Raw genomic sequence first — 23728 nt, 5'->3', positions numbered from 1 at the left:
TGGGGTTTCCCATGCAGGTAGAAGGCCACTACTTCGCCGCAGACGCAGACTCGCACGACGAACTTTCGCGGCTGAGGCTGTTGGAGAACGAATGCGATCCGCATACCCGCCGCTTTTTCGAGGCCATCGGCGTCGGCCCTGGATGGCGTTGTTTGGAGGTCGGCGCCGGCGCGGGTGCGATCGTGCGCTGGCTTGCCGAGCGCGTCGGTCTAACCGGACATGTAGTCGCTGCCGATGCCGACCCGAGGTACCTCAGAGATCTATGTCTGCCGAATGTCGAAGTGCGCCAATGCGACATCACCCTCGATGACGTGGAGTCCGAGTCATTCGACCTGGTTCACTGCAGGTTTGTCCTGATGCACTTGGATGACCCTGCAGCTGCGTTACGGCGCATGACCGGCGCGCTGCGTCCAGGCGGTTGGCTGGTCGCAGCCGACCCCGATAACGACGTCGCGGGGTCGGTGGATCCCGATCATCCGCTGTCCGAGTTGTTCGACTCTTGCTATCGCAAACGCGTTGAGTTCGCCTCGGCGGCCAAGATTGCCGATTTTCGGTTCGGCAAGGTCTTGCTGTCACACATGGAGGCGCTCGGACTGGTGCAACTGGGCAACGAGGGCGTCGCACGTGTTGTGCATGGTGGCGACCCATTCTCGGATATGTGGATCAAAACCTGGCAGCGAATCGACGATGCGGTCATCGAGCGTGGCGTCCTGAGCGAGGGCGAGATGGCCAAGATGCGGCAGGCCTACGAGGATCCGACCTTCACCTACCGAACTCAGTTGACCCAATATGTGTGGGGACGCAAGCCCACGCGAGATTGATCGCCTATTTGTGCTTGTGGTGATGCTCGCCCAAGGCTAGTTTCTCGGCACTGTCCGCATATCGCCCTTCGAGATCGGCAATCAGGCCTTCGTCGGTCAAGTCAAGCGGCCGTGAATTCCCCCAGTCATGTTGAGCCACTTCGTGCAAGCGTTCCGTGACGTCGTCGTCGCGCACTTCGATGGCGAGCTCACGCCGGCTATCGAAGCTACCCGGTGCCAGGTTGATGGACCCGACAATGCCCCGAATGCCATCGGCCAAAATCATTTTGGCGTGCAGTTTGAGATGCTTCAGCCGGTGGATCTTGACCTCGACGTCGTCCAAGATGCGTAGGCCGCCGACTCCTTCAATGAGCTTTTCCTTCTTGAGGGTATGCGGCGGCCGAGCCATCACATGAACTTTCACACCACGACGGGCCGCGCGCACCAGACGCTCGATGATGATGGCATCTTGATAGCGCTCATTCTGGATGAAAAGGAAATGCTTGGCTTCATCAATGAATTCAGCGATACGATCTCGCCCGTTGGTGGGACACCAAATCAGGTGTGAGCGGGACCCAGGGTCAAACGCCTGTCGGTTCCAATCGGCTTCAAAGCAGGCGATGATCTCCTTCACCTCGGCGCCGCGGGAGGTCACGACGGCGTAGTCGCGGGTCTCGGTGAAGTTCTCGGTTGCCCAGTTCAGCGACTTGACGAAAGCGTGCGCGTCATCCACCACCATGGACTTCTCGTGGGTGAGATCGAAAGCCGGGTTGCTATCGAGAACTTCGACGCCGCCTGCGGTCAGTCGAGCCCGTGCGTCCTCGTTGTCCGCCTCACCGCTACGCCGGGCGGGATTCAGCATCACTTGAACCTTTACGCCACGTTTCTGCGCGGCGATAACGGCCTGCAACAACGCCGGATCGGAGAAGACGAACATCTTGATTCGCAGCGACTGCGTTGCGCCGTTGATGGCGTTGAGCACAGGCCGCGCGGAGTCGTCAGGGAGAACGATTATCGAATGGGACATTTGACCTCCACGGTATGCCTGAAAGCGCGGCCTACGCCGAGGATTCCTCGTACTGGATGCGATGCAGGCCAGCGTAGACGCCGCCCAGCGCCAGCAACTGCTGATGGGTGCCATTCTCGGCGATCACGCCGTCCTTGAGGACGATGATGTCGTTTGCGTCGCGGATCGTGCTCAGTCGATGCGCGATAGTAATCACCGTCCGACCCTTCATCAGCCGTTCCAGCGCCTCGACCACAAGTTGTTCGGACTCGGTGTCTAGTGCCGCGGTCGGCTCATCGAGGATCAGGATCGGGTTGTCGCGAATGATCGCGCGGGCGATGCCAATTCGTTGCCGCTGGCCACCGGAGAGCGTGAGACCGCGCTCACCGACCGCGCTGTCGTAGCCGTTGGGCATGCGGCTGATGAACTCATGGGCATTGGCCAGTTTCGCCGCCTGCACGATTTCGTCCTCGGTGGCCCGGGGGTGGCCGTAGGCGATGTTCTCGCGGATCGTCCCGCGGAATAGCACGGTCTCCTGTAGGACAAAGCCGATGTGCTTGCGGAGTTCGTGCAGCTTGTAGTCGCGGACGTCGACGCCGTCGATCTTGATGCTGCCCGAGTCTCCGTCGTAGAACCGCGGGATGAGGCTTACCACAGTGGATTTCCCACTGCCGGTGGGGCCGACGAACCCGACCAGTTGGCCCGGCTTGATTGTGAAACTGACGTCGCGCAAGACCGGGCACGCCGGGTCGTAGCCGAAAGACACATGGTCGAATTCGATGAGGCCGCGCAACGTCTCAGGCTCCAGACCATCGGGGCGGTCCGGAATAACGGCGTCGGCATCGAGAATCGCCCGGACTCGCTCCACGCCCACCGATGTCTGTGCGATCGTATTGGTCATCGTGGCGAGATCCTGCACTGGCTTGAAGAACATGGCCAGATACGAAAGAAACACGGTGAGGGTGCCGACTTCCATGGCGTCGGCCAACACCAGCGATGTGCCCCGCCAGAGCACCAAACCGGTGCACAGCGCGACCACGATGGAGACGAACGGAGCGAGCAGTGCCTTGATCCGCCGGGCCCGCAGCGCCGCGTCGATGGTTTGTTTCCCGACCCGGCTCAGCTCCGCCTCCTGCAGGTCCTCGCGCTCGAATGCCTGAACGACGCGAACCGACTCCAGACCCTGCTGCACTGCGCTGACGATGTCGGCCTGGCGTAGGCGCACCTCGTGTGTCGCTTTCTTCACCGCCGTCCGGACTCGCGAGACGAAGAACAGCAAGAACGGCGTCACGATGATCGCGATCAGCGCGAATTCCCAGTCGATTGCGAACATCACGCCCAAGATGCCCACGATGGTGAGCGCGTCGATGAGGATGTCGGTGATGGAGTCGGACGCGAAGCTTTGGATGGTGTCGACGTCATCGTTGATGGTGCTGACAATCGCGCCAACCTGGTGGGTGTCGTAGTAACTGAGCGAAAGCCGCTGCAGATGGTGGTAGGTGCGCGTGCGCAGATCGTAGGCAACCCACTGGCCGACGGTCTCGGTGTAGTAGTTGGCGATGTAGGACGCGACGGCGTTCACGATGGCGATCACGATGAAGAACAGCGCCGCCAGCTCCGCGATGTGCATTTTGTTTTTGCCGCCGAGGATCGGCAGCAGGTCCGTCATCCAATGCGGAAGCGGGTGCTTGGCGACCACCACATTGTCGAGGATGACTTTCAGCGGCCAAGGGCCGGCCAGGCTCATGGCCGTTTGCATCAGCATGGCCGCCAAGATGATCGCGATGACCCACCGGTATGGCCGGACTAATTCAAGGATTAGGCGCGTCATAGCAACCTTCTTCCTTTGTGGGCAGAATGCCAGACGGACGTGATCCCAGCTAACAACTCCGTGTACTCGAAGTGAAGCCCTCCGCGACGAAGCTACCAGCGCAAAGGACGTTTTCGCGCTGCTTTGGTGCAAAACCGGCTGCGCTCGAACACAGCCGCGCTGCCTGGGTAAACCCGCCAAGAGTCGAGCAGTGGCAACTAACGACGAAGGCCCATAGCGAGTTTGGACGGCGGTCGCCGAATTCGCCTCTGCGCAGCTTTCGCGGGCCTTACCCTTAAGCGGCAGCATGTGTGCCGGGGAGGTTCAATGCGGGTCGTTGTCCCGATCGTTTTCGTCGCAGTTGCCGCGGTGGCGGCAGCGGGTTTCGTCGGCGCCGAACCACCGCCCACCCAGGTGATCACGGCAGTGACTGTCGGCCCCAATGGAGAACCAATCAACGGCTACCAAGTGGCGCCGTCACAAAGCAACGTCGACAACGTAGTCGACTGCACCACACCATCTCCAGCTGCGGTAGCCGATGACATTTACTACTGCTCACCGAGCGCGGCCGGCGCTGACGTGTGCTGGCCGTCAACACCGGGATCCCTACTCTGCGGTGACGATCCCTGGAATAGAGAGCTGCATCGGGTGACCTACCCCGATCCGCTGCCGCATGTTCAGCCCGTTGCGGCACCGCAACCGTATGCGCTGCTGCTCGACGACAACACCCACTGCTTGTTGCGCAACGGCGGCGCCTGGGGCGGACGCCAAGACGGCTATGTCGGGGCCTACATTTGCGGCGCGCCCAGCGCGAACCTGGCCGTGCTCGTGTTACCCAGCCAGGGCGCCACTGCCGCGATCGATCGCTCGATGCCGGCATGGACCGTCAAAACCGGCCAGCTCGGATCCCCGACGGCGGTCTTCCCGCCGCCCCAAACGCACACGGTGACCAGCGCCTGGTTCGCCGGTGACTTCATGCCCGTCTGAAACGTGGGGAGGACCAGCATATGAGCGGCATATCAAGGCGTGAGTTCGGCCGGCTCGCAGCCGGGGTGGGTGTGCTCGGCTTGGGCGCGACGACGGTGGGATGCGGGCCGTCCACACCCCCGATGCAAACCGAGACCGCCAACCCGGTGCCGGATGCGACGACCCGGGCCATCAGGCTGACGCAGCCTGCGCTGAACCAGATCATCGGTAACCACGCCCAGACGCTGCTCCAGAATCTGCATGCGAAGACCAACCAGCCCGGGGCCAACTACGGGGTCGCGGTGGCGTTCGCGTATCCGAATCGCCAATTCAATCCCTATTACATGTATGGCACGGTGGCCGACCAGACCCCGCCCACGCCGAGAACGTTGTTCTGCATCGGGTCGATCACCAAAACCTTCACCACTGCGCTGTTTGCCAACGGGGTGGTGACAAATCCCGGTTGCTTCGATTGGGATGCGGGCCTGCAGCGCTACTTGTCCGGATACCTCGGCGGCAGCGGCAATCTCAGCCAAACAATGCTGAAGATCACCCCGCGAATGCTGGCTCAGCACACTTCCGGTCTGCCCACTCCGTCGGGCAGTCCCCAAGACGGCGTGGGTCTCTTCCAAACCAGCCCGTCGGCGCCACCGCCTGGGCTGCTTGACTTCTGGCGGACCCACAACGGTCTGCCCCCGGGTAGCTGCTGGCGTTATTCGGACATGGGTTTCATCACATTGGGCTTCACCACGGCCGCTGCCTACGGCTGCGCGGCCGGGGGCAATCCTCCACCGGCACAGGCATATTCGGCTCTGCTGCAGAGCCAGATCACCGGGCCGCTGAACATGCCCGACACAGTGACGATCGTGCCGGGCGGCGCTCCGGTGGCGCAGGCCTATCCCGACGGCGGCCAGATGGTCTCCGCCAGCGCGGCGTCCGATCTCAAGTCCTCGGCCACCGACATGCACACCTGGCTGCAGGCGCAGCTGGCGGCGCCTAACGGATCTAGGCCGCTGGACAAAGCGCTGGCGTCGACCACCCAGTCGTCGCCGCTGTCGCTCAACCAGTGCGGCGAATCCCAGCGCGGACCTGCGAATATGGGCTTGGCCTGGCAGGTCTCGCCCGGTCCGCCGCGAATTGTCTGGAAGGACGGTCTGACGTCGCTGGGCGGCTGTTCGTGTTGGATCGGTATGACCATGGGCGGTCCGAACGAAGAGCCGCTCGGCATCGCGGTTCTGGCCAACACCTACTGGACCAAGGGCCAGCCGAACATCATTGCCGACAACGCCGGAATAGCTATGCTCAAAGAGATCTCAGCCGCCATCTGATGCGCTGGGCGAGCATGCGCACGGATGCGAAGCCCGGCTTGCCGGGCGGCCATCCTAGAGTCAAATGGGGCCGTGTCAACCGGGCCGTAGGAAGATCGATACCCTGGGTTAATGACAGTGCATGCTCCGTCGGCTCCTGACTTGCGCCAACAGGTGCACCAAGCCGCACGTCGGGCACGGGTCGCCGCCCGAGTGCTGGCCTCACTGCCGACGGTCGCCAAGGACCAGGCATTGTGTGTCGCCGCCGACGCAGTCGTCGCTAACATCGATCGGATCCTGGCGGCTAACGCCGAAGATTTGAACGCGGCGCGGGCCGCCGAGACACCGACCTCGATAATCGACCGGTTGGCGCTGGACCCGAAGCGGGTCGACGGAATCGCCGCCGGCCTGCGTCAGGTCGCAGGACTGCCCGACCCGGTCGGAGAGGTTCTGCGCGGCTACACCTTGCCCAATGGCCTCGCACTACGCCAGCAACGGGTGCCGCTCGGCGTTGTCGGGATGGTTTATGAGGGTCGGCCCAACGTCACCGTCGATGCCTTCGGTCTGGCGCTCAAGTCCGGCAACGCCGCGCTGCTGCGCGGTAGTGCATCGGCGGCCAATTCCAACGAGGCGCTGGTCTCGGTGTTGCGTGCTGCGCTGCGAAGTGAAGATTTGCCCGCCGACGCCGTCCAGCTGCTGTCGTCGGCCGACCGCTCGACCGTCACCCATCTGATCCAGGCCCGCGGCTTGGTCGACGTGGTGATCCCGCGCGGGGGAGCAGGGCTGATCGACGCGGTGGTTCGCGACGCGCAAGTGCCGACCATCGAGACCGGTGTCGGCAACTGCCACGTCTACGTGCACGATGCCGCCGATCTCGAGATGGCTGAACGGATCCTGCTCAATTCCAAGACCCGTCGGCCCAGCGTCTGCAACGCGGCCGAGACGCTTTTGGTCGACACCGCGATCGCCGGACAGGCCCTGCCGCGACTGATTTCGGCGCTGCAAGACGCCGGCGTGACCGTACATCTCGACCCCGACGAGGCCCACTTACGGCGCGAATACTTGGCGATGGAGATCGCAGTCGCCGTCGTCGATGGTGTCGACGAAGCTATCGCACATGTCAATGAGTACGGCACCGGTCACACCGAAGCCATCGTGACCACCAATATGGCTGCCGCCCAACGGTTTACCGAAGCGGTCGATGCGGCTGCGGTGATGGTCAACGCGTCGACAAGCTTTACCGACGGTGAGCAATTCGGGTTCGGTGCCGAGATCGGCATCTCCACCCAGAAACTGCACGCCCGCGGGCCGATGGGACTGCCGGAACTGACCTCGACCAAATGGATCGTCTGGGGAGACGGTCAGACCCGCCCGGCCTGAATTGCTGAGGAGACCACAAAAGTGACTGTGCCCGCGCGGCCCGCACCGCTATTCGCCGACATCGACGATGTCGGTCAGCGGCTGGCCGAAACCGGCTACCTGCCCGACACCGCCACTGCGACCGCCGTTTTCCTCGCCGACCGGCTGGGCAAACCGCTGCTGGTGGAAGGACCCGCCGGGGTGGGTAAGACCGAGCTGGCCCGCGCCGTCGCGCAGGCCACCGGATCCGGTCTGGTTCGGCTGCAGTGCTACGAGGGCGTCGACGAGGCCCGCGCGCTCTACGAGTGGAACCATGCCAAGCAAATCCTGCGCATCCAGGCCGGGTCCGGCGACTGGGACCAGACCAAGATGGACGTGTTCAGCGAGGAGTTTCTGCTGTCGCGGCCGCTGCTGACCGCGATCCGGCGCACCGAGCCCACCGTGCTGCTGATCGACGAAACCGACAAGGCCGACATCGAAATCGAGGGTCTACTGCTAGAAGTGCTGTCGGACTTCGCAGTGACGGTCCCCGAACTGGGCACTATCACCGCCGAGCGGGCGCCGTTCGTGTTGCTGACTTCCAACGCCACCCGCGAGCTGTCCGAGGCGCTCAAGCGTCGCTGCCTGTTTTTGCACATCGACTTCCCCAGCCCTGAGCTGGAACGCCGAATCCTGTTGTCCCGCGTCCCGGAATTGCCCGGACACATCGCCGACGAACTAGTGCGCATCATCGGTGTGCTACGCGGAATGCAGCTCAAAAAGCTGCCGTCGGTGGCCGAGACCATCGACTGGGGACGCACGGTGCTGGCGCTGGGCATGGACACCATCGATGATGCGACCATCGCCGCCACGTTGGGCGTCGTGCTCAAACATCAATCCGATCAGCAGCGCGCTACCGGCGAACTTCGGCTGAACTAGGACACTGATGGCCGTCCGCCGCGTTCGTCCCAGCCATCCACTGGCGCCGAACGGCTTGCCCGGTCATCTGGTGGGCTTCGTCGAAGCGCTTCGTGGACAAGGGATTTCGGTTGGGCCATCGGAAACGGTGGACGCCGGCAAAGTGATGGCGGTGCTGGGTCTCAGCGACCGCGAGGTGCTTCGTGAGGGTCTCGCATGTGCGGTGTTGCGCAGGCCCGAGCACCGTGAGACCTACGACGCGATGTTCGACCTGTGGTGGCCCGCCGCGCTGGGTGCGCGTGCGGTGGTGGCCGAAGAGGTGCAGGCCGATCCCGAGATGCAGCTGCCGCCTGACGATGTCGAGGCGATGCGGCAGATGCTGCTGGATCTGCTCACCGCCAACGCCGACCTCGCCGACATGGATGAGCGGCTGGTCGCGATGATCGCGCAAATCGTCGACGCCTACGGCAAATACAACTCCAGCCGTGGCCCGTCCTACTCGTCGTATCAGGCGCTCAAGTCGATGGCGCTCGACGAGCTGGAGGGCAAGCTGTTGGCCGGTCTGCTCGCCCCCTACGGCGACGAACCCACGCCGACTCAGGAGCAGATCGCCAAAGCGCTTGCTGCCCAGCGAATCACACAGTTGAGGAAGATGGTCGACGCCGAAACCAAGCGGCGCACTGCCGAGCAACTCGGTCGCGACCACGTCCAGATGTACGGAATCCCGCAGCTGGCTGAGAACGTCGAATTCTTGCGCGCCTCCGGCGAACAGCTTCGCTCGATGCGCAGGGTGGTGCAACCATTGGCCCGCACCCTGGCCACCCGGTTGGCCGCCCGTCGGCGCCGTGCCCGTGCCGGGGCGATCGACCTGCGCAAGACGTTGCGCAAGTCGATGTCCACCGGCGGCGTCCCGATCGACCTAGTGCTGCGCAAGCCGCGCCCGGCGCGTCCAGAACTAGTGGTGCTGTGCGATGTGTCGGGGTCGGTCGCCGGTTTCAGCCACTTCACCCTGTTGTTGGTGCATGCACTGCGGCAACAGTTTTCCCGCGTTCGCGTGTTTGCCTTCATCGACACCGCCGACGAGGTGACCCACATGTTCGGTCCGGACGCCGACCTGGCCGTGGCGATCCAGCGGATCACCCGCGAAGCGGGTGTCTACACCCGCGACGGGCACAGTGATTACGGCAACGCGTTCGTCTCGTTCATTCAGGCGCATCCGAACGTGCTGTCGCCGCGCAGTTCGTTGCTGGTGCTCGGGGACGGCCGCACCAACTACCGCGACCCGGCGACCGACGTGCTGGCTCACATGGTGACCGCCAGCCGGCACGCGCACTGGCTCAACCCGGAGCCCAAACACCTGTGGGGCAGCGGCGACTCGGCAGTGCCGCGCTACCAAGAGGTGATCACGATGCACGAATGCCGCTCCGCCAAGCAGCTGGCCGCGGTGATCGACCAGCTGCTGCCGGTCTGACGCAGCTCTTGAAATTCTGCATCATCACATCTGCCCCACCCGTCCCTGACCGCCGTCGTGCGCGATGTGCCCGCCTCACAGCGACAATCGCGGTCTTAGGTCCGCTGCTTTGGCTTCTGCCATGTGGTTGACGAGAGTTGTCGCTGAGAGGCGGGCAGATCGTTGCTCTTGCCGGCGCGGAGATTTCTGAGGCAGATGTGACGATCCGCCGTCCGGAGCTGCGTCGGGCCCTCCAGTAAGCTGGCAAACCATGCGAAAGCGGCGGCTGGGAGTGATGGGTGGGACATTCGACCCCATCCACAATGGCCACCTGGTCGCAGCCAGCGAGGTCGCTTATCTGTTCGATCTCGACGAGGTTGTCTTCGTGCCCACCGGGCAGCCCTGGCTGAAAGGTCGCCAGGTCAGCGCCGGCGAGGACCGCTACCTGATGACGGTCATCGCCACGGCGGCCAACCCCCGTTTTTCGGTGAGCCGGGTCGACATCGACCGCGGCGGGCTCACCTACACCAAGGACACATTGCGGGATTTGCACAACCTCAACCCCGACGCCGAGCTGTATTTCATCACCGGCGCCGATGCGCTGGCCTCGATCTTGTCGTGGCAGGACTTGGAGCAAATGTTCGCGATGGCGCGGTTCGTGGGGGTCAGCCGGCCCGGCTACGAGCTGGGCCGCGACCATCTCGCCGATGTCCTCGACGGCCTTCCCGATGACGCCCTGACGTTGGTCGAAATCCCGGCGCTGGCTATTTCGTCCACCGATTGCCGTCGGCGTGCGCAAGAGTCGCGGCCGTTGTGGTACCTGATGCCCGACGGCGTCGTGCAGTACATCTCCAAGCGTGAGCTCTACCGCAAACCTGGGGACCAGAGGTGACGGCCAGCCCGGAGGCGATCGAGATGGCCCGGGTCGCGGCGTCCGCGGCGGCGTCGAAGCTTGCCGAAGATGTCGTCGTGATCGACGTCTCCGGTCAACTGGTAATCACCGACTGCTTCGTGATCGCCTCGGCGTCCAACGAACGACAGGTCAACGCGATTGTGGACGAGGTCGAGGAGAAGATGCGCCGGGCCGGCTACAAGCCTGCACGCCGCGAGGGTGCCCGCGAGGGCCGCTGGACCTTGTTGGATTATGTCGACATCGTCGTGCATATCCAACATCAAGACGAACGCAATTTCTATGCGCTGGACCGGCTTTGGGGCGACTGCCCGCTGGTGGCGGTGGACTTGTCGGCGGACTCTGCGAGCCGGTCATGACGACGCGCCGACTGGTGATGCTGCGGCATGGCCAAACCGAATTCAATCTTGGCAGCCGGATGCAGGGCCAGCTAGATACCGAGCTGAGTGAATTGGGTCGCGCGCAGGCGGTGGCCGCTGCCGAAGCGCTGGCCAAACGCCAGCCGCTGCTGATCGTGTCGTCGGATCTGCGACGCGCCTTTGACACCGCGGTCGCGCTGGGGGAGCGCACGGGCTTGAAGGTTCAGGTCGACGAACGGTTACGCGAGACTCACCTCGGCGACTGGCAGGGCATGACGCACGCGGAGATCGACGTGAAAGCGCCGGGCGCTCGGCTGGCCTGGCGCGAGCACGCCACCTGGGCACCGCACGGCGGCGAAAGCAGGGTCGACGTGGCGGCGCGCAGCCTGCCGTTGATCGCCGAGCTGATCGCTGGTGAGCCGGAATGGGGCGCCGACGAGGAGCCGGAGCGGCCGGTAGTGCTGGTCGCCCACGGCGGGCTGATTGCGGCCCTGACCGCGGCGCTGCTGCGGCTGCCGATCGCTAACTGGCCCGCGGTGGGAGGCATGGGCAACGCCAGCTGGACGCAGCTGGCCGGGCACTCCGCCGAGAACGTCGATGACATTCGGTGGCGCCTGGACGTGTGGAATGCTTCGGCACAGGTCGCCGGCGATGTCCTCTGAACAACCGCCGCGCCCGGCGCTGCTGATCTTCGCCGATTCACTGGCCTACTACGGCCCGACCGGCGGCCTACCCGCAGATGACCCCCGCATCTGGCCCAATATTGTTGCTGCGCAGCTAGGTTGGGATCTGGAACTGATCGGCCGCATCGGCTGGACATGTCGGGATGTGTGGTGGGCAGCCACTCAGGACCCGCGGGCCTGGGCGGCGCTGCCTCGCGCCGGGGCGGTGATCTTCGCGACGGGTGGAATGGATTCGCTGCCGTCCCCGCTGCCGACCGCGTTGCGTGAGCTCATCCGATATGTGCGGCCGCCGTGGCTGCGGCGATGGGTGCGCGACGGCTACGGTTGGGCGCAGCCGCGGCTGTCTCCGGTGGCCAGGGCTGCACTGCCGCCACATCTGTCGGCCGAATACCTCGAACTGACGCGCGGCGCAATCGATTTCAACCGGCCCGGCATCCCGATCGTGGCGTCGTTGCCGTCGGTGCACATCGCCGGGACTTACGGAAAGGCCCACCACGGCCGTGCAGGCACGGTCGGGGCGATTACCCAGTGGGCTGAGCAGCACGGCGTCCCGCTCGTTGACCTGAAAGCCGCTGTCGCCGAACATGTTATGAGTGGTCGCGGTAATCCCGACGGTATCCACTGGAACTTCGAAGCCCACCAGGCGGTCGCGGAGTTGACGCTGAAGGCGCTGGCCGAGGCCGGCGTGGCGACGATGCAGAACGCGCAGCGTGATGAGGAGGAGCCGCGCAATCAAGCCGAAGCCACGACCGAGACGCAGCGGGGCTGACCTCAGATGCCTGTCATGGTGGTCACTGACTCGTCGGCGCGTCTTCCCGGCGAACTGCGCCGACAGTGGGGAATTCGGCAGGTGCCATTGCATATCCTGGTCGACGGCCTCGACCTGCGGGACGGCGTGGATGACGTTCCCGACGACATCCACGACTTCGGGCAGGCCACCACAGCCGCAGCCACTCCAACAGAACTGAGCGAGGCTTACCGGCAGGCGCTGGATGACAGCGGCGGCGATGGCGTGGTGGCGGTGCACCTTTCGGCGGCATTGTCGGGAACCTTTGGCGCCGCCGAAACCACTGCGGCCGAGATCGGTTCAACGATCCGGGTGATCGACTCGAAATCGACTGCGATGAATACGGGTTTCGTGGCGTTGGCCGCCGCCCGGGCAGCGGCCGGCGGGGCCGATCTGGACACGGTTGCGGAATCGGCGGCCGCGGCGGTGGGCCGCAATCATGGATTCATCGTCGTCCATCAGCTGGACAATTTGCGGCGCAGCGGACGGATCGGTGGTGCCGGTGCCTGGCTGGGCACCAAGCTGTCGCTCAAGCCGCTACTGCGGATTGAAGACGGCAAACTTGTGCTGGCACAACGGGTTCGCACCGCCAGCAAAGCGGTCGCAACGATGATCGACCGGGTGGGTGAAGTCGTCGGGGAGCGGTCAGCCACCATCGCGGTGCATCACGTCGCCAACCCCGACGGAGCCGCCGACCTGGTCGCCGCACTCGGCGAGCGCCTGCCTGCGTGTGAACCGGCGGTCGTCACCGACTTGGGCCCAGTGCTGGCGTTGCACGTCGGCGCCGGCGCGCTCGCGGTGTGCGTCGAAGTAGCCGAGTAGCCGGGCGCAGCGGGTCGCCGCCATCATCACCGCTGCGCCTGGACCGCCAATGGCGCGGTGTTGTCCTCCTCGGCGGGTGATACCGGCCGAGGCTTTCGTTTGCCGTAGTCACCGCGCGGATGGACCACCAGGGGCCACCAGAACCAGCGGCCCAGCATCGTCGCGAGCGACGGCATGAACAGGGTGCGCACCACCAGCGTGTCGAGCAGCAGACCGATGCAGACCGTCGAGCCGAACTGACCTAGCACCGTCAGGTCGCTGCCCAGCATCGCCGCCATGGTGAAGGCGAACACCAGACCCGCCGATGTCACCACCGCGCCGGTGCCGGCCATCGACCGGATGTATCCGGTCTTGAGCCCGGCGTGAATTTCTTCTTTGAACCTGGATACCAACAACAGGTTGTAGTCGGAGCCGACCGCCAACAGGATGATGACCGAAAGGGCCACGACGATCCAGTGTAGGTGCACGCCGAACAGGTCTTGCCAGATCAGCACCGACAGCCCGACGGACGCGGCGATCGAACTGCTTGCCGTACCGACGATGACCAGTGCTGCCACCACGCTGCGGGTGAGCAGCAACATGATCATGAAGATCAGCGTCAAAGCCGAAATCACCGCGATCATCAGGTCGTATTTCTCGCCGTCGGCCATATCGCGGAAGGTCGCTGCGGTTCCGCCGAGATACGCCTTGGCGTCGGACAGCGAGGACTGCTTGAGTCCCTCTTGGGCGGCGGTTCGCTCCGCGGACACTCGGGAAATTCCCTCGGGTGACATCGGATCACCCTGGTGAGTGATGAAGAAGCGCACCGACTTTCCGTCTGGGGAGAAGAAAAGCTTCACGCCGCGTATGAATTCCGGGTTACTGAACGCCTCCGGCGGCAGGTAGAACAAGTCGTCGTTTTGCGAGGCGTCGAAGCTTTGCCCCATCACGATCGAGGTGTTGCTCATCGCCTCCATCTGGTTGATTATCGCGTTGAACGTTTGGTACAGCGTCAGCGTGATTCCCTTAGTGGTCTTCAGCGTCGCAATCATCGTGGGGATCAACACCAGCATCTCGTGGGTGGCCGTGGCAGTGCGTCCGATGTCACCCGAAAGTTCGTGAAACTTCTCGGCGAGTTGGTCGAAACCATCGAGCGAGTCGAACAACGACCGGAACGAGATGCAGAGGGGGATGTCGTAGCAGTGCTTCTCCCAGTAAAAAAAGCTGCGCAGCGGGCGCCAGGTGTCGTCGAAGTCCGCGATGTGGTCACGCAGGCCATCGGTAATCTGCGAGGTTTCCTCCGTCGTCTTCGCGCTGTCGTCGGCGGCGCTCGAAAGGTCTTTCGTTATTTGAAACAAGCGCTCGGTGTAGTCGATCTGGACCTGCAGCTCGTCGGCCATCTTCAGAATGTCTTTCATTCTGTCTTTCAGAAAATCCATGTTCTGCATGGTTGTCTGGGCTTGGATGCTGTTCTGGAACGGAATCGAGCTGTGCTGGATGGGAATTCCCAACGGCCGGGTGATGTCCTGGACCATCGCGATACCGACGGTGCGGATCTCGTTTTTGGCAACCTTGTCCAACACCAGCATGTCGGCCGGATTGCGCATGTCGTGGTCGGCCTCGATCATCAGCATGTCCGGATTCATCCGCGCTTCGGAGAAGTGTCGGTCGGCCGCGGCATACCCAATGTTGGACCGCGCTGACTCGGGCAGGTAGTGGCGGTCGTTGTAACTTGGTGTGTACCCGGGCAATGCCACCATCCCGACCAGCACGACCGCGCCGCTGATTGCGAAAATCGCTGCGGGCCAACGCACGACCGCGGTACCGACCCGCCGCCATAGCCGGCCGCGGGATTGGCCCTTCTTTTCGAACAGGCCGAAACGACTGCCCAGGAACACCACGGCCGGGCCCAGCGTCAGGCCGGCCGCAACCACGACGATCATGCCGACGAACACCGGTACGCCCATGGTGTGGAACCAAGGCAACCGGCAAAACCACAGGCAGAACGTTGCGCCGGCGATCGTCAGACCCGAACCCAGCACGACGGGGGCGACCCCGCGAAATGTCGTGTAGTAGGCGGTCTCCCGGTCTTCGCCGGCCGCGCGCGCTTCCTGGTACCGGCCGATGAGAAAGATCCCGTAGTCCGTCGCGGCGGCGATCGCCAGCATTGTCAGGATATTCGCGGCGAATGTGGTGAGGCCGAACGCGTTGTTATAGCCGAGCACTGCAACGGTTCCGCGCGCACATAGCAGCGCTAAGAACGTCATGAACAGCTGAATCAACGTGGTGACGATCGATCGGTAGACCAGCAGCAGCATGATCGCGATCGCAGCCAAAGTGAACAACGTGATTTTGGCCAGGCTGGCGTTGCCGATGACGTGCATGTCGTCGGATAGCGCCGCCGAGCCGGTGACGTGCGCCTTGACCCCCGGCGGCGCTTGTTCGTTGTCGACAACCTTGCGGACTGCTTCCACGGATTCGTTCGCCTGCGTGGTGCCCTGGTTACCGGCGATGTTGACCTGGACGTAGGACGCCTTGGCATCGGCGCTCTGCGCACCTGCCGCGGTGAACCGATCTCCCCAGAAGTCCTGGATGTGCTGAACGTGGTCCCGGTCCTGCCGCAACTTACGGACGATGTCGTCGTAGTAGCGGTGCGCGGCGGCGCCGAGTGGCTGCTGGCTTTCCACCACCACCATCACGGTGCTGTTGGAACTGAATTCCTTGAAGTTGTGCCCCATCCGCACCATCGCCTGATTCGACGGTGCTTCCAAGGGCGCCATTGGCGCCGAATGGTTCTCGCCGACGATTTCCAGGCTCGGGACGGCGACGTTGACCAGGACGGTCAGCGCGATCCAGCCCAAAACGATCGGAATCGCGAAGATACGGATGAAGTGCGGGATGACCGGTCGGTGCGGGTGCCTGGACTGGCTTGTCGCGGTGTCGGTCATGCCGACTTCACCAGGCAGAAGGCTTGGGCGTTGTGGCCGTCCGAGCTCCGTTGCTCGCGCAGGACGCCATCGACGGTGATCCGGCAGCCGATGTGGCCGGCGTCAGTTTGGGCCATGATGTTGGCGCTTACCGCGGGCAGCGTGGTGGAAATGGTGTACGACCACGGCAGCGGCGCACCGTTGACCTGGTGCGTGTTGGCGTCGGCGTCCCAGTAGTTGATGTTCGCGACGCTGCCGGGTGGCCCGTCGATCTCATACTTCACGACTTTCGGGTTGAACTGAACGATCTTGATCCCGGCCCCCGCGTTCGCATTGAGGTCTTGCGAACCGAACACCTTGTGCAGCCGAAACACCACCAGTGCCGACACAGCCACCACGACGACCAGAAGCAACGGTATCCACCAACGTCGGAGCAAACCGCCAACCGTCATTCGGTCTACCTCCCGCCCGTCCGCCGCCGTCGAAGCTTCAGTCCGAAACCACCACCGCTGGTCATGTCCATAGAACCTTCGCTCGGCTAACTATGCTAGACGGTAGGGCACGATAGCGTTCCGCTAGGTTCCCTCGATGTGTCCGGTGTCATTACGGCAGTGCCGCACGCCCGGTGATCGGGGGCAGATCGGCGAGCGTCACGATCCCGGGCCTGGCCGCGACGACCGCCGGCACGGCGTTGGTCACCGGCATCGCGGTGTAGATCATGCCCAGCCCCATGAATCCGGGCTCGGTCCAATCCTTCGGCGGTAGGCAATGAACCACCGTGCGCATGTTGGGCAACCCGAAGACTTGGATGACGTGGCCGTGTTCGAGCGGCTTAGGCGGCACCACGTGATTGCCCATGATCCAGTTGAAGCCGACGCTGACCACGTTGCGGTCGCCGACCCAGCCGCGGTGGTAGCCGTACACGCTGCCGACGGTTCCGGCCGGGATCTTCATGAACCCCAAGTCGGAGTCGGCGGTGGCCGCAGTGAAGGTGACGTCGAAGGTGATCTTGTCCAGCGTGGCGCCGATCGCGTCGGCCATCATTGCGGCCGATTCGGCGAAGACTTCGCTTTCGCGCCGGACATTCTCGGCCAGCCCCGGCGTATCCGGGTCCTGCGAAAAACCCATCGCGGTTTGAGTTTCCGCGGACTCGTAGGTGGAGCAGTCCACCGATTCGGTGATGCGGATCTCGTCGACGCGTTCGCAGGACCCGCTGAGCGCCATGCCAACGAGGTTGGTCATTCCAGGATGCGCGCCGCTGCCGAAGATGGTCGAGCCGCCGCGCTCGCAGGCGTCGAGGATTCGCTGTCGGTCTTGCGGGGTCTGCTTGCCGCCGGTGATCCAGGCCGCGCTGGAGCACACGTTGACTCCCGATTCGAGCAGCCGCACGAGCTCATCGATATTGGGCCATAACGGGTTATAGCAACACGCGTCGGGCCGCAGTGCCAGCAGCGCGTCGATGTCACTGGTGGCCTTGACCCCCGTCGCCTCAGGCCAGCCGGACAGTTCGGCGGCGTCGACACCGACCTTGTCTTGGCCGTGGGCGTAGACGCCGACCAGCTCCATGTCCCGTCTGCCGATGATGGCGTGCAACGATCGCCGCCCGATGTTGCCGGTGGTCCACTGGATCACCCGAAACGGACGGTCTGCGCTGATCTTGCTCATCGGGGCCTCCTTTGCCGGTTGCGCCCAACGGTGGGCTTAGGCGTCCAACCGGGTGAATTGGTCCTGGTGGTAGTGCTCGACACACGCGGCGCGCCGGATCTTGCCGCTCGTCGTGGTGGGGATCGACCCGGGGGATACCAGAACGAGGTCTCCTACGTTCAAGCCGTGTGCATTGGAAATCGCTGAGGTGACATCGCTTTTGACGCGGCCGAGCCACTGCAACGCCTCGTCGGTGGAATCGTATCGCTTCTTAAGTTCGACGACGGTGACCAGCTCCTCGGTACTGTTCACCGGAACCGATATCGCCGCGACCCGGCCACCTGTGATCTCTTGGACGGTCGCCTCGATGTCCTCGGGATAGTGATTACGGCCGCGGATGATCAGTAAATCCTTGATGCGGCCGACGATGAACAGCTCACCGTCGAAGATGAAACCCAGGTCGCCGGTTTTTAGCCAGGGTCCGTCCGGGGTGCCTGGTGACGGGTCGACGAGCGTTGCGCCAAAGCAGCGCTGCTCCTCCGGTGGTTTGTGCCAATAGCCGTCGGCGACATTGGCGCCATGGATCCAGATCTCGCCGACTACGTCTGGCGGGCACTCGCGGTTGGTGTCGTCGACGATTCGCACCGTGGGTGATTGCGGCACTTTGTATTTCACCAGCGTCGTGCCCGTCCCGGCCGCGCACGGCTGAGCGCGGCCTGCGGACAGCTCCCCGAGATCGAAGTCAACCGCCCCCGACGAATCACTCCACATGCCAGTCGCCACGAAGACGGTTGCCTCCGCCAGACCATATGACGGACGCATCATGCGGTCTTGAAAATTGAAGTGAGCAAACCGATCAGCGAAACGTTGCAAAGTGGCCGGCTCGACACGTTCGGCACCGCTGATGATGCCAAGCACCCCGCCGAGGTCGAGACCGGCCAGGTCACTGTCAGTTGTCTTGCGCGCGGCCAAGTCAAAGGCGAAGTTCGGCGCCGCCGACCACGCATGAGGATTGCCAGCCAGTGCTCGCACCCATCTGGCCGGCCTTTCCAAGAACGAAACCGGAGTCGTCAGCTCGACGCGATGCCCGTTTAGGATTGGCGCGCAAACTCCCAGCATCAAACCCATGTCGTGGTACAAGGGCAACCACGACACCATCGTGGTATCGGATGGGGCGACCAGGCCGGCGTCCGCGAAGAAGGCGCGCATGAGCTGCTCGACATTCACCTGCAGGTTGCGGTGCGAGATCGTGACGCCGGTCGGCAGCCGGGTCGAACCTGAGCTGTATTGCAAATAGGCGATGTCAGGCAAATCGGCTGTGCCAACAGTCGTTCCGCCATCGACGTCCAGATTCATCGCATCGATTTCGATGATCTTCGGAACAGCGTCCAAACGTGCTTCATCAACGTAATCGGCGATATCTTCGGCGACCGCGGACGTTGTGAGAACAACCGAGGGTGACGTATCGGCAAGGATCGCGCTTACCCGCTCATGACTCGAGCCGCGGTGCGGCAATGGCAGCGGAACTGCGATGAGCCCGGACTGTATGGATCCCAGAAATGCCGCAATGTAATCAAGGCTCTGGGGAGCCAGTATCACTGCCCGGTCTCCGGCCGATCCGTAGGGACGCAGCTCGCCCGCGAGATTTAGTGTCCGACGGGATAACTGCGACCAGGTGAGACTCTCGGCTACACCCGGCCAGTCGTCTTCGTAGTTGGTAAAAGTGAAGGCCACGTCGTTGGGCCGCAGGCTGGCGCGCCCGTGCAGCATTGAGAGAACAGATGACTGGGGCATAAGCGTCTCAGTGGTCAGCTTCGCCTGCGCCGTGCGACAACACGGACATGGCACCAGCGAGGATCTGCGAGAACGGGTCTGCGCCGCCGCCGAATGTCGCCTGGTTGGCTGGCGCAGTGACTTCTGCTGGGTCGAAGCCGTGCACCGGGTCCACCTGAACCGGAGCGGTCGACGGGTCGTCGTTTCGCGAATAGCCTGCGTTCACCCGGGGGATCAGGATTGCGTCGAGCTTGTTCAGCGTGCCCTCGTCAATCCCGATGTATTTCAACGGCATGACAAGAGGAAGGTGCCTCTCCGGGACCATGATCGTCGTGTCTTTTGCGCCCCTGGAGTTGATCGTGGTTCTGATGTTCTGCGGCGGCACCATGCTCTTGTTCGTGAACGCCACCGCGGTGTGACCGGTGGCCAGACCCATCAGCGTGTTAGCGAGAGCAAACATGTTGTCCGGCCGGTCGGGGAAGTCTGCGATGGAGTCGTACGCGGCCACGAACCGGTTGGTGTCGTACTGGCTCTCGTACGGCGGCGGCATGGTGAAGTCGAGTGCGGGAACAACGCTGCCGACCGGGAACGTGGCGGTGAGGAAACTCTGACCGAAGGCGTGATGCCCAATGGGGTCGCCGAACGTTGCGAAGTTCAGAGTGTTCGGCGGGGGAGCAGCCGGGTCAGTCGCCAGCCGGGCCTGCGCGCCATCGACCACGAACCCGCCCTCGGACAAGCCGATCGCCGTACCGGGGCGACCGGTTTTGATCGCCGCTTCGAGGTTGTCTACTCCCGCGTCGACCGACTCGCCGACGCTGGGACCGTCGACCCCCAGGCCGGGGAACAGCGCATCGATCTTGCCGATGCCCGGAAAGAGTCGCTCCAGCACGTGCCCCTGAACCTGGCCTGCCGGGTAGCGGACGATTTCGCGCTTCTGGCCGGGGAACCATTGGGCGCCTTCCTGGCGGATGTACTCGTCGTAGGGGATGCCCAGCACGTGAGCGCCGCCGAGGGCAAACGCTGTCTGGTCGCCCGGCGCACCGGGGGTTGGCGGACCGCCGATGGGCGTGTCGTCGGCCGACGCGACGCTAACGCCGAAACATGTTGTGGCACTGAGAGTTACCAGCGTCGTAACCTCTGCGAGTAGTTTCTTCATACCTACTCCTGACCCCTCGGCTTCTCTCGTAGTCTCACATACGTCATGGGTGCGCGCTAACCCGGCTGTGGCTCGGCACGTCCGGCCGATTTCCGCGACATCGACCGTCGCATTCCCAGTCGTGACGGCCACCAGTTCGCCCGCCCGACCAGCGCCGCGATGGCGGGAACCGTGATGGTGCGTACCAAGAAGGTATCCAGCAAGATTCCCACACCGATCACGAAACCGCCTTGGACCACGGTGCCGATGCTGGAGAACAACAGGCCGCACATCGAGGCAGCGAAGATCAGACCCGCCGCGGTGATCACACCGCCTGTCGAACTCAGGGTGCGGATGATGCCATAACGCATGCTGTGCGGTGACTCGTCACGCATTCGCGAGACAAGCAGCATGTTGTAGTCGGCTCCCACCGCGACCAACACCACGAATGCAAGCGGAGGCACACTCCAATGTAAGTGCTCGCCGAGGATGAACTGATATACAAGCGCACCAATGCCCACCGCTGACAGATACGAAATGACTACGGAGGCAACCAGATACAGCGGGGCGACAATCGCGCGCAGTAGCGCGATCAAGGTGAGCAGCACGACGAAGAGGGTGACCGCGATGATGAACCGGATGTCGTGCTGGTAGTAGTCGCGGGTGTCCTTCAGCCCAACGGTGTAGCCCGCCATCGATATCTTGGCGTCCGCCAACGCGGTATTCGGTTGAGCTCCCCGCGCCGTCGCAAGGATGGCGTTGACCTGATCCATGGCTTCGGTGCTGAACGGATTGAGTTTGGTTTGAACGAGGTACCGCACCGAGTGACCGTCTCGCGAGATGAATACCTTGGCCGCCTCCTGGAACTCGTCCAGATGCAACAACTGGGCCGGGATGTTGAACCCGGCCATTGCAGGTTTTGCAGCGTCGTGCTTCAACGACAACAAGAATGTCGCTGCCTCATTGAGCCCACCGCCCAGCTGTTTGACCTGGTCGACGAGCTGGTTCACCGCGTCAGCAATTTGCCGGCTCCCGCCGGCGAACTGGTTGGCGCCACTTTGCAGCTGGTCGAGGTTCGCCTGCAGACCGCCGGGCTGGTCCATCCCCATGGAGCGCAGCACAAGGGTGAGCTTCTCGACTCCCGCACGCATCCGGTCGGTCGTGGCTTTCAGCGCCTTTTTGTCCGGGTAGTCCTGCAGCTGGTGGGCCAGGTCATTGATCGCGTCGAGGTCTTCTTGATCACGCGAACCAACCAGCTGCTCGAACGCGCCGCGGGTGGTGCTGCAGGACTCATCGAGATCGCAGACCGGGTTGCCCCGCAGCGCGGCCAGCACCGGACCGATCCATTCGAACATGTTCTTGGCCGCGCTGTAGTTCCAGCCCATGGTGTTGCTGAGCGAGTTGACGTGGTCGACGAGTTGGGCCGCGATGTCGACCTCGTGGACCAACGTGTCGCCGCTGTATTGGTCCTTGGAGGACTTAAAGGTGTTCTCCAGTTCCTGCACGCTGGCCGCGAGTTCGCCGACTTGACCGCGCACTTCGTCGAGTTTGTCGGCAAGCGTGACCGACCCTGCCGACAGCTGGTTGAGGTCATTGGTGTGGTCGTTGATCAGCGTGGAACCGCCGGCCAGAAACGTGCCGATAGCGCCCGCCTGATAGGTGGCCCGGAACTGTTCCGGCACGTTCCCGGTGGGGCGCGTAATGCCGCTGATTGCAGCGACATTCGGCAGTTGGCTCACGCGGTCCGCCATCTGCTCCAGGTCTGCAAGGGCTTGCGGCGTGCGAAGGTCACGCGGTGACTGGATGAGGATGTACTCCGGAATCGACTGGTTTACCGGGAAATGGTGATCCAGCGCGGTATAGCCGATGGAGCTCGGAGCAGAAGATGGCAAGGCCTTGCGGTCGTCGTAGTTGTAGCGCACCAAGCCCGCGCAGCTGGCCAGGATGGCCAACACGAGCACACTGGCGACCAGATGGGCCCGTGGCCGGCGCACGATGCGAATGCCCGAACGCCGCCAGAACCGGGCGGTTAGTTCGCTTCGTGGGTTGACCCAGCCGCGTGGTCCGGCGAGCACCAGAATCGCCGGCAGCAACGTCACCCCGGCCAGAAATGCCACGCCGACGCCAATTGCCGCGGCGATGCCGACCGTTTTGAACACACCCATCCGGGCGAAGCTGATCAACAGAAACGTGATTCCCACGGTGGTGGCGGATGCTGCGATCACTTTTCCGATTGAGATCAGGGCCCGCTTGACTGCCTGGTCGAAGTCCTCACCTCGCCGCAGATAGTCGTGATAGCGGCTGATGAGAAAGACCGCGTAATCCGTTCCGGCGCCGGCCATGATCGCGCTCAGAAACACGATGGATTGGTTCGAGACGCCCGTGCTGGTCAGTTGCGAGTAGCCGGCGACGATCGACTGCGCGATCACCAGGGAGACCCCAATGGTGATCAACGGCAGCACCATGGTGACCACGCTGCGGTAAACGACCAGCAGAACGATGAGCACCAGCACGCCGATTGCCAACTCAATTGGAAGCCGATCCCGATCGCCTGCGACCGTGAGGTCGGCGACGGTTGCCGCGGGCCCGGTGATGTTTACCGTCATGCCTGATCCGGCGACCGAGTTTTTGACGAGGTTGCTGATCTGATTGAAGGCGCCGTAGGACCTCGGAGTGCCTAACTCACCCGCGACGCCGACCGGTAGCACCCAAGCCTTGTTGTCCTTGCTGGTCACGATCGAACGCAGTTGCGGCGTGCTGATGAAATCCTGCAACATCACGACGTCTCGCGGGTCCTGGCGCAGAGCGCCCACCAACTGCGAGTAAGTGGCTTCGTCGGCTTTGCCAAGCCCCTTGTCGTCGGTCAGGACCACCAGCAGCAGGTCTTCTGTGCCCGATTCGTGAAACGCTTCGGTCATCTTTCGGGCGGTGACGCTCGACGGCGCATCGCTGGGCAAGATGGCGAGCGGATGCTTCTGGGACATCTCACCCAGGGACGGCAAAGTCAGTGGCAGTGCGACCGCGATCGCGACCCAGATCCCGATGACTGCCCAGGGCCACCGCACCACAAAATTGGCTAGCCGTTGCATGTCGCCCTCACCGCCCGCACATCAC

General features: G+C 63.4%; 19 protein-coding genes. 11 read left to right on the top strand and 8 right to left on the bottom strand.

The features are described 5' to 3' along the window. Positions 1 to 11 precede the first annotated feature (11 nt). Positions 12 to 821, top strand: coding sequence for a class I SAM-dependent methyltransferase (locus WB785_RS21750; RefSeq protein ID WP_424081712.1), 810 nt, complete (start codon positions 12 to 14; stop codon positions 819 to 821). 4 nt (positions 822 to 825) lie between these two features. On the opposite strand, the gene WB785_RS21745 is transcribed toward WB785_RS21750, so the two are convergent. Both WB785_RS21745 and WB785_RS21740 read right to left on the bottom strand, forming a co-directional pair. Next, on the bottom strand, positions 826 to 1827 hold the full coding sequence (locus tag WB785_RS21745; RefSeq protein WP_424081710.1) for a phospholipase D-like domain-containing protein: 1002 nt from the start codon (positions 1825 to 1827) through the stop codon (positions 826 to 828). A 31-nt stretch (positions 1828 to 1858) separates the two neighbouring features. Next, positions 1859 to 3637, bottom strand: a complete 1779-nt coding sequence (locus WB785_RS21740) for an ABC transporter ATP-binding protein (RefSeq protein ID WP_424081709.1) — start codon at positions 3635 to 3637, stop codon at positions 1859 to 1861. A gap of 306 nt (positions 3638 to 3943) precedes the next feature. On the opposite strand from WB785_RS21740, the gene WB785_RS21735 reads away from it, so the two are divergent. The 10 genes from WB785_RS21735 (at position 3944) to WB785_RS21690 (ending at position 13156) form a co-directional block, all read left to right on the top strand. Then, positions 3944 to 4603, top strand: coding sequence for a hypothetical protein (locus tag WB785_RS21735; protein ID WP_424081707.1), 660 nt, complete (start codon positions 3944 to 3946; stop codon positions 4601 to 4603). A gap of 20 nt (positions 4604 to 4623) precedes the next feature. Further along, positions 4624 to 5910 (top strand): serine hydrolase domain-containing protein, encoded by a 1287-nt coding sequence (locus WB785_RS21730; protein WP_424081705.1) that lies wholly within the window; start codon positions 4624 to 4626, stop codon positions 5908 to 5910. Positions 5911 to 6021: 111 nt separating this feature from the next. Then, positions 6022 to 7269: a glutamate-5-semialdehyde dehydrogenase gene (locus WB785_RS21725; protein ID WP_424081703.1), complete on the top strand. Its 1248-nt coding sequence runs from the start codon at positions 6022 to 6024 to the stop codon at positions 7267 to 7269. Between the two features lie 21 nt (positions 7270 to 7290). Continuing rightward, on the top strand, positions 7291 to 8166 hold the full coding sequence (locus tag WB785_RS21720; protein ID WP_424081701.1) for an AAA family ATPase: 876 nt from the start codon (positions 7291 to 7293) through the stop codon (positions 8164 to 8166). A 7-nt stretch (positions 8167 to 8173) separates the two neighbouring features. Continuing rightward, positions 8174 to 9616: a vWA domain-containing protein gene (locus WB785_RS21715; protein ID WP_424081699.1), complete on the top strand. Its 1443-nt coding sequence runs from the start codon at positions 8174 to 8176 to the stop codon at positions 9614 to 9616. A 250-nt stretch (positions 9617 to 9866) separates the two neighbouring features. Then, complete coding sequence (nadD, locus tag WB785_RS21710) at positions 9867 to 10487, top strand: nicotinate-nucleotide adenylyltransferase (RefSeq protein ID WP_424081698.1); 621 nt, start codon at positions 9867 to 9869, stop codon at positions 10485 to 10487. Next, the gene (gene rsfS, locus WB785_RS21705) at positions 10484 to 10864 is read left to right on the top strand and encodes a ribosome silencing factor (RefSeq protein WP_424081696.1); all 381 of its coding nucleotides are present in this window, start codon (positions 10484 to 10486) and stop codon (positions 10862 to 10864) included. The genes nadD and rsfS overlap by 4 nt, the downstream gene beginning before the upstream one ends. Continuing rightward, positions 10861 to 11526: a glucosyl-3-phosphoglycerate phosphatase gene (gene gpgP / locus WB785_RS21700; protein ID WP_424081694.1), complete on the top strand. Its 666-nt coding sequence runs from the start codon at positions 10861 to 10863 to the stop codon at positions 11524 to 11526. The genes rsfS and gpgP overlap by 4 nt, the downstream gene beginning before the upstream one ends. Next, positions 11516 to 12316 (top strand): diglucosylglycerate octanoyltransferase, encoded by an 801-nt coding sequence (gene octT / locus WB785_RS21695; RefSeq protein WP_424081692.1) that lies wholly within the window; start codon positions 11516 to 11518, stop codon positions 12314 to 12316. Before gpgP ends, octT begins: the two co-directional genes overlap by 11 nt. Positions 12317 to 12322: 6 nt before the next feature. Continuing rightward, on the top strand, positions 12323 to 13156 hold the full coding sequence (locus WB785_RS21690) for a DegV family protein (RefSeq protein ID WP_424081690.1): 834 nt from the start codon (positions 12323 to 12325) through the stop codon (positions 13154 to 13156). Positions 13157 to 13182: 26 nt separating this feature from the next. On the opposite strand, the gene WB785_RS21685 is transcribed toward WB785_RS21690, so the two are convergent. The 6 genes from WB785_RS21685 to WB785_RS21660 all read right to left on the bottom strand — a co-directional run bounded on the left by WB785_RS21685 (position 13183) and on the right by WB785_RS21660 (position 23703). After that, positions 13183 to 16083, bottom strand: coding sequence for an RND family transporter (locus WB785_RS21685; protein ID WP_424081688.1), 2901 nt, complete (start codon positions 16081 to 16083; stop codon positions 13183 to 13185). Beyond that, the gene (locus WB785_RS21680; protein ID WP_424081687.1) at positions 16080 to 16514 is read right to left on the bottom strand and encodes an MmpS family transport accessory protein; all 435 of its coding nucleotides are present in this window, start codon (positions 16512 to 16514) and stop codon (positions 16080 to 16082) included. Before WB785_RS21680 ends, WB785_RS21685 begins: the two co-directional genes overlap by 4 nt. 151 nt (positions 16515 to 16665) lie before the next feature. Beyond that, complete coding sequence (locus WB785_RS21675) at positions 16666 to 17727, bottom strand: dihydrodipicolinate reductase (RefSeq protein WP_424081685.1); 1062 nt, start codon at positions 17725 to 17727, stop codon at positions 16666 to 16668. Positions 17728 to 17763: 36 nt separating this feature from the next. Continuing rightward, on the bottom strand, positions 17764 to 19500 hold the full coding sequence (locus WB785_RS21670) for an AMP-binding protein (RefSeq protein WP_424081683.1): 1737 nt from the start codon (positions 19498 to 19500) through the stop codon (positions 17764 to 17766). Positions 19501 to 19507: 7 nt separating this feature from the next. Next, complete coding sequence (gene pe, locus WB785_RS21665; protein WP_424081681.1) at positions 19508 to 20635, bottom strand: acyltransferase PE; 1128 nt, start codon at positions 20633 to 20635, stop codon at positions 19508 to 19510. 56 nt (positions 20636 to 20691) lie between these two features. Continuing rightward, entirely contained in the window at positions 20692 to 23703 is a 3012-nt protein-coding gene (locus WB785_RS21660) for an RND family transporter (protein WP_424081680.1), read from the bottom strand. Positions 23704 to 23728: the final 25 nt, after the last annotated feature.

Origin of the sequence: Mycobacterium sp., from assembly GCF_049585075.1 — a bacterium.
Taxonomy (GTDB): Bacteria; Actinomycetota; Actinomycetes; order Mycobacteriales; family Mycobacteriaceae; genus Mycobacterium.
The sequence above is the reverse complement of the archived record's forward strand: the minus strand, read 5'-3'. Positions and strand labels throughout refer to the sequence as shown.